The sequence below is a fragment of the Streptomyces sp. NPDC002088 genome, assembly GCF_040296605.1.
GTDB lineage: Bacteria > Actinomycetota > Actinomycetes > Streptomycetales > Streptomycetaceae > Streptomyces.
Window position 1 is genome coordinate 216160 of sequence record NZ_JBEOXO010000009.1, and the last position, 13083, is coordinate 229242.

Genomic DNA, 13083 nt, shown 5'->3' on the forward strand with positions numbered 1-13083 from the left:
TCACGGTTTCAGCACAAGGGTGTCGCTCGTGCTGTCGTCGACCGCGTCCTTCGAGAAGGACCAGGGCAGCAGCTCGCCGTCGGCCCACTTGTCCGTCTGGTCGGTGTAGTGCGCGCTGTAGGCGTGTCCGGAGGCGCCGCTGAGGTTGATCCACTTCGACTTGTCGAGGTCGTCAAGGTTGACCACCATCCGCATCGACGGCACCCATACGACGCCGTAGCCGCCGGCGGCGTTCCAGCCGGTCGCGTTGACCGCCGCCTCGCCGCCGCTGAGCTTCCAGGGACCGCGGTTGAGGACGTACTGCAGGATGCCGGGGCCCTCGGTGCCCAGGGTCTGGTTCTTCAGGAACAGGCGGTGCAGCCGGCCCCAGCTCCAGGTGTCGAGGTCCTTGCCGAGCTTGGCGGTGAGCTCCCAGCGGGCGTCGATCATGGCGCGCCGGAACAGGTCGTCGCGGTTGTCGGTCGCTCCGGGGCGCGTGCCCGACTTGGGCGTCGTCCACCAATGGCTGTTCTCGTCGTCCATCAGCTCGCCCACCACCTCGAACCAGCGGTCGCCGCCGTCCGGCTGCGCCTGGTCGGCGTCGCGCTGGCCGCACTCACGCACCTTGGTGGTGTCGTCCGCGGGAGCGGTGGTGTCGACCGGATCGACCAGCAGACACTGGCCCTTGACGCGCAGCTCCTTGGGCAGCTTGTTACCGAAGGCGAGCTTGAGGATGTTGCGCCAGACCGAGTTGAAGTAGGCGGCGGCCGCCGAGTCGGCGTCCTGGGTGTAGTTCCAGTCCTCGAGGAGTTTCTGCGCCTCGCGGACGTCCGGGTCATCGACGTCGATCTTGAGCAGCGTCGGGACCAGCTTGCTGGCGATCTCGCTGCTGTTGTCCAGCTGCATTTGGCGCATGTCGTCGGTGGAGATCTTGCCGCCGCCTGCGATCTTGTCCTTGATCAGGCTGGTGATCCGCTGGCTGCGGGTGCCGTAGCCCCAGTCCGTGGTGAGCGTGTAGGGGTACTTGTCCTTGTCGATCACGGCCTGGTTGGCGGTGACGATGTAGCCGCGCTTCGGGTTGAACTCGTACGGCAGCTCGTCCGGACCGATGTAGCCGGTCCACTTGTACGTGGAGTCCCAGCCCGGCGCCGGGATGGAGCCGTCGTCGCCCTTGGCGCGCGTGGGGATCTTTCCGGGCAGGGTGTAGCCGATGTTGGTCTTGTCGGCGTACGTCAGGTTCTGCGACGGCACGTCGAACTTCTTGGCCGCGGCCCGGAAGTCGCTCCAGTCGGCCGCCTTGTCCATCGCGAACACGGCGTCCATGGAGGTGCCCGCTTCGAGGGCGGTCCACTTCAGTGCGATGCCGTAGCCGTCGCCCCGGTCGGGGGCCTCGGTGTCGACGGTTGCCTTCTCCCCGACCTTCACGAGTTCGTCGTCACGGTCGGACAGCAGGGGCATCCCGTCGCTGGTCTCCCGGACGACGATCTTCTTGGAGGCGCCGCCGGCGACCTTGATCGTCTCCGGGCGGGTCTTGAAGGGCTCCACCTTGCCGTCGTACAGGTAGCCCTCGCCGCTGAGCTTCTCCAGGTAGAGGTCGGTGACGTCGACACCGGAGTTGGTCATGCCCCAGGCGATGTCCTGGTTGTGACCTATGACCACGCCGGGCATGCCCGCGAAGGTGTAGCCGGTGACGTCGTACTGGCACTTGCTGGAGACCGTGCGGCAGTGCAGGCCCATCTGGTACCAGACGGACGGCAGCGAGGCCGACAGGTGCGGGTCGTTGGCCAGCAGCGGCTTGCCGGTGATGGTGTGGGCGCCGGAGACGACCCACGAGTTGGAGCCGATGCCGTTGCCGTTCACGCCGACGGCCGTGGGGAGGTCGTCCAGGACGTTGTAGAGGCCCGAGAGCTGGCTCTGCAGCGCCGTCCCGGACGTGGAGGTGGAGGTGCCCGTACCGCTCGTGGACGCGCTGCCGGAGCCGCTCGTGCCGCTGCCCTGCTCGAAGGTCCCGGTCAGGTCGTCGTACTGACCCTCCTGGACGATCGCCTTGTTCCGGCCGTACGGGTACTCCGGGTACAGGTCGGCGATCTGCTTCGCGCTGAGGCGGCTGGTCATCAGGGCGCGGTCGATCTCGTCCTGCATGTTGCCGCGCAGGTCCCAGGCCATCGCCTTCAGCCAGGAGACCGAGTCGACCGGGGTCCACTCCTGGGGCTTGTAGTCGTTGGTGAACCCGAGGGCGGCGTACTCCAGGGAGATGTCCTTGCCGTCCTTGCCCTTGAGGTAGGCGTTGACTCCCTTGGCGTACGCCTGGAGGTACCTCTTCGTGGAAGCCGACAGGGTCTCGTCGTACTCCTTCTTGGCGACCCGGTCCCAGCCCAGGGTGCGCAGGAACTCGTCGTTCTTGACCTGGCTCTTGCCGAACATCTCCGACAGGCGCCCGGAGGTCATGTGACGGCGCACGTCCATCTCGTAGAACCGGTCCTGCGCCTGGACGTAACCCTGCGCCATGAACAGGTCCTCGTCGGAGGAGGCGTAGATCTGCGGGATGCCGTAACCGTCACGTTTGACGTCGACGGGTCCCGAGAGGCCGTCGAGCGTGATCGATCCCGTCGTCTGCGGGAAGGAGGCACGGACGGTGCTGATGGACCAGTACGCCCCGAAAGCGATGCCTCCGATGACGGCCAGCACCAGTACGAGCACGACGAGGCGGCCTTTGCGCCCCTTCTTCCTGCCGGACTTGCCGGGCTTGTCACCCGTTGTGGCGGTGGTGTTGGGGGGCATCGCTGTCCTTGCTGTCCTAACGCGAGCGGCAGGCGGTCCTGGAGTGCTGGAGCAACCATAGGCGCAGGGCCCTGAGCCGCTTGACGCGGAGTCGGGAACCAGCACGGACGGACGTTCGATCATGCCTCGGCAAGCGTCAAGAAATCGTCAAGAGTTAGGTAAGGTAACGAAGTACTTGGGTGCACGGCGTGCGAGCGCCGTGTCCGATGTACGCGTACGCCCGCGCGCCGCGCGCACCAACGAAGGGAACGGCCGCTGACTGTCCACCACCTCAACGAGGTCCTGCTCGTCTGCTCGCTCGTCCTGCTCGTCGCCGTGGCGGCGGTCCGGATCTCCTCGCGAAGCGGGCTCCCCAGCCTGCTCGTCTACCTGGGGATCGGCATCCTCATGGGCCAGGACGGCATCGGCAACATCCACTTCAACAATGCCGAGATGACCCAGGTCATCGGGTACGCGGCCCTGGTCGTGATCCTGGCCGAGGGCGGTCTGAGCACGAAGTGGAAGGAGATCAAACCGGCCCTGCCGGCCGCCTCCGCGCTGGCGCTGGGCGGGGTCGCGGTGAGCGTCGGGGTCACGGCGACGGCCGCGCACTACCTGGTCGGGCTCGAGTGGCGGCAAGCGCTCATCATCGGGGCGGTGGTGTCCTCGACGGACGCGGCGGCGGTGTTCTCCGTGCTGCGGAAGATCCCCCTCCCCGCGCGCGTGACGGGCACTCTGGAGGCCGAGTCCGGCTTCAACGACGCCCCGGTGGTCATCCTGGTCGTCGCGTTCTCCACCGCCGGCCCCGTCGAGCACTGGTATGCGCTGCTGGGCGAGATCGCGCTGGAGCTGGCCATCGGCGCCGCCATCGGCCTCGCGGTGGGCTGGCTGGGCGCCTGGAGCCTCAGGCACGTGGCCCTGCCCGCCTCCGGCCTCTACCCGATCGCCGTCATGGCGATCGCCGTCATGGCGTACGCGGCGGGCTCCCTGGCGCACGGCAGCGGCTTCCTGGGCGTCTACCTGGCCTCGATGGCGCTGGGCAACGCGAAGCTGCCGCACTGGCCCGCCACCCGCGGTTTCGCCGAAGGGGTCGGCTGGATCGCCCAGATCGGCATGTTCGTCCTGCTCGGCCTTCTGGTCAGCCCGCACGAGCTGGGTGACGACGTGTGGCCCGCCCTCGTCATCGGTCTCGTGCTGACGATGGTCGCGCGCCCGCTGAGCGTGGTGCTCTGCCTCACGCCGTTCCGGGTGCCGTGGCAGGAACAGACGCTGATGTCCTGGGCCGGACTGCGCGGCGCCGTACCCATCATCCTGGCGACGATCCCCATGGTGAACGGCGTCGACGGCAGCCGCCGCATCTTCAACATCGTCTTCGTCCTGGTCATCGTCTACACCCTGGTCCAGGGGCCGACACTGCCGTGGCTGGCACGCAAGCTGCGGCTCGGCGAGGACTCCGAGGCCGCCGACCTCGGTATCGAATCGGCCCCCCTGGAGCGGCTGCGCGGACATCTGCTGTCCGTCGACATCCCGGAGGAGTCGAAGATGCACGGCGTCGAGGTCAACGAACTGAGGCTGCCGGCCGGGGCCGCGGTCACCCTCGTCGTACGCGAGGGAAAATCGTTTGTTCCGCTGCCGACGACGGTGCTGCGGCGCGGCGACGAACTGCTCGTGGTCGCCACGGATCCGGTCCGCGACGCGGCGGAGAAGCGACTGCGCGCGGTGGGCCACGGCGGCAAGCTGGCCGGGTGGCTGGGCGCGAACGGGACGGATGGCACTCGCGGCGCTGGGGGCGCTGGACGCGCCGGGGGCGCTGGGGGCGTGCGTTAAGGGCACGTTTCGCACGGTTCACACCCTCACCAATCGCAGGTGAACACGGCCGTGGTGCTCGTTTTCACAGGGGCAGCAGGCCTTGATCCCTGTACGATGAAGGCACATTCTGATCGAACCAACTCTGTCTGACGCAGAGCTGGCGCGACCGTACGGCGGCCGAGACGCCCTCCTCCGTGGGCCCCGGTATCTACCGCAGTCCGCGCAAGAGGACAGCTCTCGGCGCCCCCGCACGGGCGCGCTACCAGGCGGCAGAAAGGCACGGGCCGTGGCATCCACGGTCACCTCCCGCCCCGGATACGGGCAGCTGCTGCGTACCCGCGGCGCCTGGACGTTCCTGCTCCCCGGCTTCGCGGCGCGCCAGCCGTTCGCGATGCTCACGATCTCCATCGTGCTGCTCGTGCAGCACACCACCGGCTCGTACGGCGCGGCGGGCGCCGCCGCGGCCGTCACCGGCGTCTCCATGGCGCTGTTCGCGCCCTACAGCGGCCGCCTCGCCGACCGCTACGGTCAGCGCGCCGTGCTGCTCCCCGGCGTCCTCGTCCACTCGTTCTCGGGTCTGACCTTCACGGCACTCGCGCTGGCACACGCGCCCCTGTGGGCGCTGTTCGCGGCGGCCGTGCCCACGGGGGCCTCGGTGCCGCAGATCGGGCCCATGGTGCGCGCCCGCTGGGGCGTGAAGCTCCAGGACTCCCCGCTGATGACCACCGCGGCGGCCTTCGAGTCCGTCACGGACGAGCTGACCTTCGTCTTCGGCCCGCTGCTGGCCACCGCCCTGTGCACCGCCGTGACCCCGGCGGCGGGCCTGGTCACGGAGGCCTCACTGACCCTGGTCGGCGGTCTGCTGTTCGCCGCACAGAGGAGCACGCAGCCTCCCGTCACCGCCGAAGGGCACGCGCGCGTGGAGCACGCCTCCGCCCTGCGCATCCCCGGCGTACGCGTGCTGGCCGTGACCTTCCTCGGCATCGGCTCCGTCTTCGGCGGCATGCAGGTCTCGCTGGCCGCGTTCACCGAGTCGATCGGCGAGCCCGGTCTGAACGGCGTCCTGTACGGGGTGTTCGCCGCGGGCAACATGCTCTCCGGCCTCGTCTGCGGAGCGATCGCCTGGCGGGCCACCCCGCAGCAGCGCCTGGTCGTCGGGTACACGGCGCTCGCACTGACCGCCTCCGGCCTCTGGGCCGCGCACTCGATCCTGGTCCTCGCCGGGCTCGGCCTGCTGGTCGGCATGTGCATCGCGCCCGCCCTCATCACCGGCTACACGCTGGTCGAGGGCCTGGTCCCGGCGGGGGCGCGCACCGAGGCCTTCACCTGGCTGACCGGCGCGGTGGCACTCGGCCAGGCCGCCGCCGTCACGGTCGCCGGACAACTGGAGGACCGCTTCGGGAACGGCACCGGATTCCTGGTGCCGATGGGCGGCACCGTGCTCGCCCTGGCGACCCTGCTGGCGCTGCGATCGCGGCTCGCGACAGGGCCCCGCGGCCGTACCGTCGCACGTGGCGTCGGTCACCGCGTGCCGGTGACGGTGGACTGATCCCCGGGAATACGTCAGTATGGACCGTCGTTAGCACTCATTGAGTGAGAGTGCCAGGAGGAAGACAGTGCCCACCTATCAGTACCAGTGCACCGAGTGCGGCGAGGGCCTCGAGGCGGTGCAGAAGTTCACCGATGACGCCCTGACCGAGTGCCCCAACTGCGGTGGCCGCCTGAAGAAGGTGTTCTCGGCCGTCGGCATTGTCTTCAAGGGCTCCGGCTTCTACCGCAACGACAGCCGCGGCTCCTCGTCGAGCAGCTCGCCGGCCGCGGCGAAGCCGACGACGTCCTCGTCCTCGAGTTCTTCGTCGACCTCGTCGTCTTCTTCGTCCTCGGACTCGAAGTCGTCGAGCTCCAGCTCCTCGACCGGCAGCTCCGCCGCCTAGGACTTGCTCACGGGACCCTGCCGTCGCACGACGGCGGGGTCTTCGGTGTCTCCGATGCCGCCCACCACAGACGTGGGCGCCAGCTACTGTGCGGGTCATGGCGAACGCAGAGATCGGTGAAAACGCAGAGATCCGTGAAAGCGCAGAGATCGGTGTAATCGGCGGCTCCGGCTTCTACTCGTTCCTTGACGACGTGTCCGAGATCCAGGTGGACACTCCCTACGGGCCGCCCAGCGACTCCCTCTTCCTCGGCGAGATCGCCGGCCGGCGAGTGGCCTTCCTGCCTCGGCACGGACGCGGCCACCATCTGCCGCCGCACCGCATCAACTACCGGGCCAACCTGTGGGCGCTGCGCTCGGTCGGCGTGCGCCAGGTCCTGGGCCCGTGCGCGGTGGGCGGTCTGCGCCCCGAGTACGGGCCGGGCACGCTGCTCGTGCCGGACCAGCTGGTCGACCGTACGAAGTCCCGGGTGGGGACGTACTTCGACGGGCTGCCGCTGCCCGACGGCACGGTGCCGAACGTGGTGCACGTGTCACTGGCCGACCCCTACTGCCCCGCCGGGCGTGCGGCCACGCTGAAGGCCGCACGCGGGCGGAACTGGGAGCCGGTGGACGGCGGCACGCTCGTGGTGATCGAGGGGCCGCGCTTCTCGACCCGCGCCGAATCGCTGTGGCACCAGGCACAGGGCTGGTCGGTGGTGGGCATGACCGGCCACCCCGAGGCGGCGCTCGCCCGTGAACTCGAGCTCTGCTACACGTCCATGACCCTGGTCACCGACCTGGACGCCGGCGCCGAGTCCGGGGAGGGCGTCTCGCACGACGATGTGCTGCGGGTGTTCGCAGCGAACGTGGACCGGCTGCGCGGCGTGCTGTTCGACGCGGTGGCCGCGCTGCCCGCCGCCGAGGAGCGGGACTGTCTGTGCACGAAGGCGCTGGGCGGGATGGATCCGGGGTTCGAACTGCCGTAGCCGGGTTCGGGGCTGGGGCTGGGTTCGGGGCTGGGGATGGGGCTGGGGAGACGGAAGGTCGGTGGAGACGTCGGCGGAACGTCCCGTTCGGGTGGGCGAGTTGTCCACAACCCGCCGGTAGTCCACCGGCCTCAGCGGGCGGCGGCGCGAAGCCTCATCGTGGGATCGCAGGCCGATTCCTCGTCGCAGGTGGTGATTCCCGTGCCTCTCCCTCTTCCTCCTCTTCTCCCTCTCCACCCCTCTTCGCCTCTCCACCCGTCCTCTTCCTCTCTGTCCTCTCCGTCCTCTCCGTCCTCTTCTGCTCGCCCGCCCGGCGCCGAGGCTCCCGCCACATGCGAGGTGCCGCACTTCGCACCCGTGCGTGTGCGCGGCGCGCGATACCAGTCGCACCGGCTGCTGCGGCACCGGAGGCGGGCCGTCGCGCTCGGCCTCGCCGTCACCGCGGCCGCGCTCGTGGCGGCGGGCCCCCGGGACGCCGAGCAGGCCCGCGGACATCCGGGGCGAGCCACCCCTGCCCACGCGGAGTCGACGAGCGACGACCCCGCACGGAAGCACCGCGCCGTCGAGACGGTGACGGCTCCGGTGCGGATCGCCGACGCGGCCACGGTACGGCTGCTGCGGCCCGGCGACCGGGTCGACGTCATCGCCGCCGCGCAGACGGCGACGGGGGGTGACGCGCGCGTGGTCGCCCGCGGGGCGCTGGTGACGAAGGTTCCGGAGCCGGTGGACGACACGGCTGACGGCGGCGCCCTGGTGGTGCTCTCCGTGCCGCGCGCCATCGCGGCACGCCTCGTGGGAGCCGGCGCGACGGCACGGCTGGCGGTGACGCTGTGCTGAGCCGCGTCATCCGCATCCTGCGGGGATTCTCGTCAACTCCCTCATTGGCGTTACCCCGTTGGGCACGATGGCCCAGCCGTGACGTAGGTTGCGGAGCGTTTTGTTCCACACCCTGTGTATGCGAGAAGAGGCCCCGAGGTGAGCGAGAAGAAGGAACCGAGCGTCTGGCAGGGCTTCAAGGCCTTCCTGATGCGCGGCAACGTCGTCGATCTGGCAGTAGCGGTGGTGATCGGCGCCGCCTTCACCAACATCGTCAACTCGCTGGTGAAGGGCATCATCAACCCGCTGGTCGGGGCGATCGGGACGCAGAACCTCGACGCCTACAGGTCGTGCCTGAGTTCGTCCTGCAAGGGCGACCAGGGAATCCAGCTGCTGTGGGGTTCGGTGCTCGGCGCCACCCTCAGCTTCGTGATCACCGCGGCGGTCGTGTACTTCCTGATGGTCCTGCCGATGTCGAAGTACCTGGCCCGGCAGGAGGCCCGCAGGAAGGCGAAGGAGGGCACGCACGAGGTCATCGAGGTGACCGAGTTGGAGGTGCTCAAGGAGATACGCGACGCCCTGGTCGCGCAGCGGGGTTCCGGCCACGACGCACGGTAGCGGGGGCGGCCGGCGCGGTCCTGGCTCAGATGTGGTGGGGCGGCTTCTCGTCGAGGAAGCGCTTCAGGTCGGCCGCGCTCCCGCCGTCGGTGCCCGGCCGCTCTCCCCACCCGCGGTCCGTGTCGTCCGAGGACTGCCGGTCCAGCGGGTCGTCGAAGATCAGCGCGGCCTTCGGGTCGCGCGGCTCGGGGGCGGAGGCGGTCGTCATGCCTCCAGGGTACGGCCCCGACGGCCGCCGTCACCGGGGCCGACGCTGGTGCCCTCACCGGGGCCGACGCTGGTGCCATCACCGGGGTCGGCGCCGGGGCCAGTGCTGGGACCGACGCTGGGGCCGGCGCCCGGGTCCTCGACGCCCGTCGGCTGGACCCCCACTACTTGTGAATATGTTCACAAGAATTTTCGGGGCCCATCTGCTGTGCTGGACCCATGACGTCCAGTTCGACTCCGCAGCCCGCGCGCCAGAGACCGCTGCGCAGGCTCACCGCCCGCGGCCGCGACGAGGCCCACCGGGTCGCCTCGCCGCTCGAGCTCTTCTTCGACCTGTGTTTCGTCGTGGCCATCGCGCAGGCGGGCGTCCAGCTGGTGCACGCCCTTGCCGAGGGACACGTGGGCGAGGGGATCCTGAACTACGCGATGGTGTTCTTCGCCATCTGGTGGGCCTGGATGAACTTCACCTGGTTCGCCTCGGCGTACGACAACGACGACGCCCTCTACCGGGTCGTCACCCTCGTCCAGATCGCCGGTGTCCTGGTGCTGGCCGCCGGGGTGTCGCGGGCCTTCGACGACCGCGACTTCGTCGTGGTCGTGCTCGGCTATGTGATCATGCGGCTGGCGATGGCGGCGCAGTGGCTGCGGGCCGCGAGGTCCGCCGAGAGCGCGGAGAGAAGCACGGCGCGGCGGTACGCGGGCGGTGTGCTGGTGTGCCAGGTCGGCTGGCTGGGCCTGGTGTTCCTGCCGGAGTCCGCCCGCCCCTGGGTGTTCCTGGTCATGGCGATCGCGGAACTGTGCGTGCCGGTGTTCGCGGAGAGGGACTTCACCACGTCCTGGCATCCGCACCACATCGCCGAGCGGTACGGCCTGTTCACGATCATCGTGCTCGGCGAGACGATCGCCGCGGCCACGGTCGCCGTGAAGTCGGCCGTGGACGAGCACCAAGCGCTGGGCGAGTTGCTGCCGATCGCGGCCGGCGGTCTGCTGATCGTGTTCTGCGCCTGGTGGATCTACTTCGTGGTACCGATCCACGGGCATCTGCGGTCCAGCAGGCAGGCGTTCCTGTGGGGTTACGGCCACTACCTGATCTTCGCCTCGGCGGCCGCGATCGGCGCGGGCCTGGAGGTGGCGGTCGAGCAGGCGGTCGGCAAGGCACACATCTCCACCCTGGCCGCGTCGGCCGCCGTGACGCTGCCGACGGCGCTCTACCTGATCGCCCTCTGGGCACTGCACTCGCGCCACTTCAAGGTGGGCATCTCCCAGCAGTTGGTGCTCCCGACCACGGCGCTGCTGGTGATCTGCTGCACCTTCCTCGGCGACTGGGCGGTACTCGCGGCGGGCCTGGTGTCGGCGCTGGCTGTTGTGGTCGGCTCGACACTGACGGCACGCCTGACCGCCAAGGGCAACGCGGCGAAAGCAACCGCCCCGGCAGCGTGACGCCTCTGAACACGCCCCGTACCCGAATACGCCCATACCTGAACGCGCCTCCCGGGCAGAGCGACACTGATCTCCATGACAGTTGACGCTTTGACGGACGTCGCCGGTCTGCGGGTGGGACACGCGACGCGCACCGGCGACGGGTGGCTCACCGGCACCACGGTCGTGCTCGCCCCGGAGGGCGGGGCCGTGGCCGCCGTGGACGTGCGCGGTGGCGGCCCGGGTACGAAGGAGACCGACGCCCTGGACCCGCGCAACGTGGTGCAGAGGGTCGAGGCGATCGTGCTGACCGGTGGCAGCGCGTACGGGCTCGACGCGGCGTCGGGGGTGATGGCCTGGCTGGAGGAGCAGGGGCGCGGGGTGTCCGTGGGCGCGGATCCGACGCACGTCGTGCCGGTGGTGCCCGCCGTCTGTGTCTTCGATCTGGGGCGGGGCGGCGACTTCCGGGCCAGGCCGGACGCGGCCACCGGACGGGCCGCGGTCGAGGCGGCCGCGGCGAGCGCACCCGGCGCCCGCGTGCGGGAGGGTTGCGTGGGTGCCGGTACCGGAGCCGCGTGCGGGCCAATGAAGGGCGGGGTCGGCACCGCGAGCACCGTCCTCGACTCGGGAATCACGGTGGGCGCGCTGGTGGTGGCCAACGCGGTGGGGTCCGTGATGGACCCGGAGACGGGCGTCCTGTACGGGGAGTTGTTCCAGGGGCGCGTGGACTATCCGGAGGCGCGCGTACACGAGGCCGCGCGCCGGCGTCTCGCCGAGGCGGCGGCGAGGAACGCGCCGCCTTTGCTGAACACCACGCTCGCGGTGGTCGCGACCGACGCGGAGCTGTCGAAGGCGCAGGCGCAGAAGCTGGCCGGCACGGCGCACGACGGGATCGCGCGCGCCGTACGGCCGGTGCACATGCTCAACGACGGGGACACCGTGTTCACGCTGGCGACGGGAGCGCGCCCGCTGGACGCCGAGCGCCCGCTCGCTCTGAACGAGATCCTCGAAGCGGGCGCGGACCTCGTGACGCAGGCGATCGTGCGGGCCGTAAGAGCCGCCGAGTCGGTGGACGGACCGGGCGGCGCGTGGCCGTCGTACGAGTCGCTTTACGGGAGGCGTTAGCCGCAGGTGCGGTGCGCCCTGAAGGCGCGATCACACCGCACGCCAAGGGAGTTGGCGGTGTACGCGCCGCATCCGATTGTCCCGGTTCTGTCACGCGATGGTGTTCTCGGCGGCCGTTGGGAACCCGACCCGGCGCCGAGTCCCTCCTTCTCCACGTACTGGAGCGGACCACGTACACCACATGAACCTGGAGTAGATCGTGACAACGCCGGACATGAAAGCGCGGCGCGTACTGGGGGCCTGTGCCGCCCTGATGATCGGCGCCCTCACTCTCACCGCCTGCGGTGGCAGCGCCAACGCCAAGAGCGACGACAGCAAGGGCGGGAAGGAGTCCGCCAAGACGTCCACGGCGAAGATCGCCATCTCGGCCAAGGACGGTTCGACCGGCGCCTCGATCAACACGACCGGCGTGCGGGTCAGCGACGGCACGCTGACCGACGTGAAGATGACGGTGGCGGGGACGGGGCAGGCCGTGCAGGGCTCCTTGTCGGCCGACGGCAGCAGCTGGAAGCCGAAGGAGCAGCTGGAGCGCGGGACGAAGTACGAGATATCGGCGACCGCGAAGGACACGGACGGCCGCACGGCCGCCGCCAACTCCATCTTCACCACCGTCTCGTCGGCGAACAGCTTCATCGGCACGTACACACCCGACAACGGCACGACGGTCGGCGTCGGGATGCCGGTGTCGTTCACCTTCGACAAGGCCATCAGCGACACGAAGGCCGTGCAGTCGCACATCACGGTCACCTCCAGCAGCGGGCAGCAGGTCGTCGGGCACTGGTTCGGCGCGCAGCGGCTGGACTTCCGGCCGGAGGAGTACTGGAAAGCCGGCTCCAAGGTCACGATGAAGATCGACCTGGACGGCGTGCAGGGCGCGAACGGCGTCTACGGGGTGCAGAAGAAGACCGTCACCTTCACCATCGGCCGCTCGCAGGTCTCCACGGTCGACGTGAACACGCAGACCATGACGGTGGTGCGGGACGGCAAGACCCTCAAGACGGTCCCGATCTCGTCGGGCAGCCCGGAGCACACCACGTACAACGGGCAGATGGTGATCTCCGAGAAGTTCACGCAGACGCGTATGAACAGTCAGACGGTCGGTCTGGGCGGCGAGTACAACATCCCGGACGTGCCGCACGCGATGCGTCTGACGCAGTCCGGCACCTTCATCCACGGCAACTACTGGTACAGCAAGTCCAACCCGCCCTTCGGCCGCACGGGAACCAGCCACGGCTGCGTCGGGCTCGCGGACGTCCAGGGTGCGCAGGGCGACACCTCCGCGAAGTGGTTCTACGACAACTCGCTCGTCGGCGACGTCGTGATCGTCAAGAACTCCCCCGACAAGACCGTGGCGCCGGACAACGGGCTCAACGGCTGGAACATGTCGTGGAGCGAGTGGGGCGCGGGCAGCGCCGCCTGACCGTGCGAGCGGGCCGGACCGGTCGACGC

11 protein-coding genes are annotated in these 13083 nt (G+C 69.6%); 9 read left to right on the plus strand and 2 right to left on the minus strand.

All coding sequences use genetic code 11. The features are described from left to right. Positions 1-2760: a penicillin acylase family protein gene (locus tag ABT114_RS21485; protein ID WP_351144402.1), complete on the minus strand. Its 2760-nt coding sequence runs from the start codon at positions 2758-2760 to the stop codon at positions 1-3. 255 nt (positions 2761-3015) lie between these two features. Here ABT114_RS21485 and ABT114_RS21490 point away from each other — a divergent pair, with 255 nt between their 5' ends. From ABT114_RS21490 to mscL, 6 genes are all read left to right on the plus strand, one after another. Beyond that, positions 3016-4566, plus strand: coding sequence for a potassium/proton antiporter (locus ABT114_RS21490; RefSeq protein ID WP_351144537.1), 1551 nt, complete (start codon positions 3016-3018; stop codon positions 4564-4566). Between the two features lie 268 nt (positions 4567-4834). Further along, positions 4835-6097 carry an MFS transporter gene (locus tag ABT114_RS21495; RefSeq protein WP_351144403.1) on the plus strand — a complete coding sequence of 421 codons (1263 nt, stop codon included), beginning with the start codon at positions 4835-4837 and terminating at the stop codon, positions 6095-6097. 67 nt (positions 6098-6164) lie between these two features. Continuing rightward, positions 6165-6482, plus strand: coding sequence for an FmdB family zinc ribbon protein (locus ABT114_RS21500; RefSeq protein ID WP_351144404.1), 318 nt, complete (start codon positions 6165-6167; stop codon positions 6480-6482). 97 nt (positions 6483-6579) lie between these two features. Beyond that, on the plus strand, positions 6580-7449 hold the full coding sequence (locus tag ABT114_RS21505) for an S-methyl-5'-thioadenosine phosphorylase (protein WP_351144405.1): 870 nt from the start codon (positions 6580-6582) through the stop codon (positions 7447-7449). 270 nt (positions 7450-7719) lie between these two features. Next, entirely contained in the window at positions 7720-8286 is a 567-nt protein-coding gene (locus ABT114_RS21510; protein WP_351144538.1) for a hypothetical protein, read from the plus strand. 138 nt (positions 8287-8424) lie between these two features. Continuing rightward, a complete protein-coding gene (mscL, locus tag ABT114_RS21515; protein ID WP_351144406.1) occupies positions 8425-8883 on the plus strand; it encodes a large conductance mechanosensitive channel protein MscL in 459 nt (152 codons plus the stop codon). Between the two features lie 25 nt (positions 8884-8908). Here the strand turns inward: mscL and ABT114_RS21520 are convergent, their stop codons facing one another. Next, a complete protein-coding gene (locus tag ABT114_RS21520; RefSeq protein WP_351144407.1) occupies positions 8909-9091 on the minus strand; it encodes a hypothetical protein in 183 nt (60 codons plus the stop codon). 218 nt (positions 9092-9309) lie between these two features. Between ABT114_RS21520 and ABT114_RS21525 the strand changes: the two genes are divergently transcribed. The 3 genes from ABT114_RS21525 (at position 9310) to ABT114_RS21535 (ending at position 13054) form a co-directional block, all read left to right on the plus strand. Continuing rightward, positions 9310-10530, plus strand: coding sequence for a low temperature requirement protein A (locus ABT114_RS21525; RefSeq protein WP_351144408.1), 1221 nt, complete (start codon positions 9310-9312; stop codon positions 10528-10530). A 75-nt stretch (positions 10531-10605) separates the two neighbouring features. Next, positions 10606-11634 (plus strand): P1 family peptidase, encoded by a 1029-nt coding sequence (locus tag ABT114_RS21530; protein ID WP_351144409.1) that lies wholly within the window; start codon positions 10606-10608, stop codon positions 11632-11634. Between the two features lie 253 nt (positions 11635-11887). After that, a complete protein-coding gene (locus ABT114_RS21535; protein WP_502988360.1) occupies positions 11888-13054 on the plus strand; it encodes a L,D-transpeptidase in 1167 nt (388 codons plus the stop codon). Positions 13055-13083: the final 29 nt, after the last annotated feature.

Excerpts from the sequence above, each read along its gene's own strand:
- ABT114_RS21520 (WP_351144407.1), bottom strand. The coding sequence starts at position 9,091 with ATGACGACCGCCTCCGCCCCCGAGCCGCGCGACCCGAAGGCCGCGCTG.
- ABT114_RS21485 (WP_351144402.1), bottom strand. The coding sequence starts at position 2,760 with ATGCCCCCCAACACCACCGCCACAACGGGTGACAAGCCCGGCAAGTCC.
- ABT114_RS21530 (WP_351144409.1), top strand. The coding sequence starts at position 10,606 with ATGACAGTTGACGCTTTGACGGACGTCGCCGGTCTGCGGGTGGGACAC.
- ABT114_RS21525 (WP_351144408.1), top strand. The coding sequence starts at position 9,310 with ATGACGTCCAGTTCGACTCCGCAGCCCGCGCGCCAGAGACCGCTGCGC.
- ABT114_RS21535 (WP_502988360.1), top strand. The coding sequence starts at position 11,888 with ATGATCGGCGCCCTCACTCTCACCGCCTGCGGTGGCAGCGCCAACGCC.
- ABT114_RS21505 (WP_351144405.1), top strand. The coding sequence starts at position 6,580 with ATGGCGAACGCAGAGATCGGTGAAAACGCAGAGATCCGTGAAAGCGCA.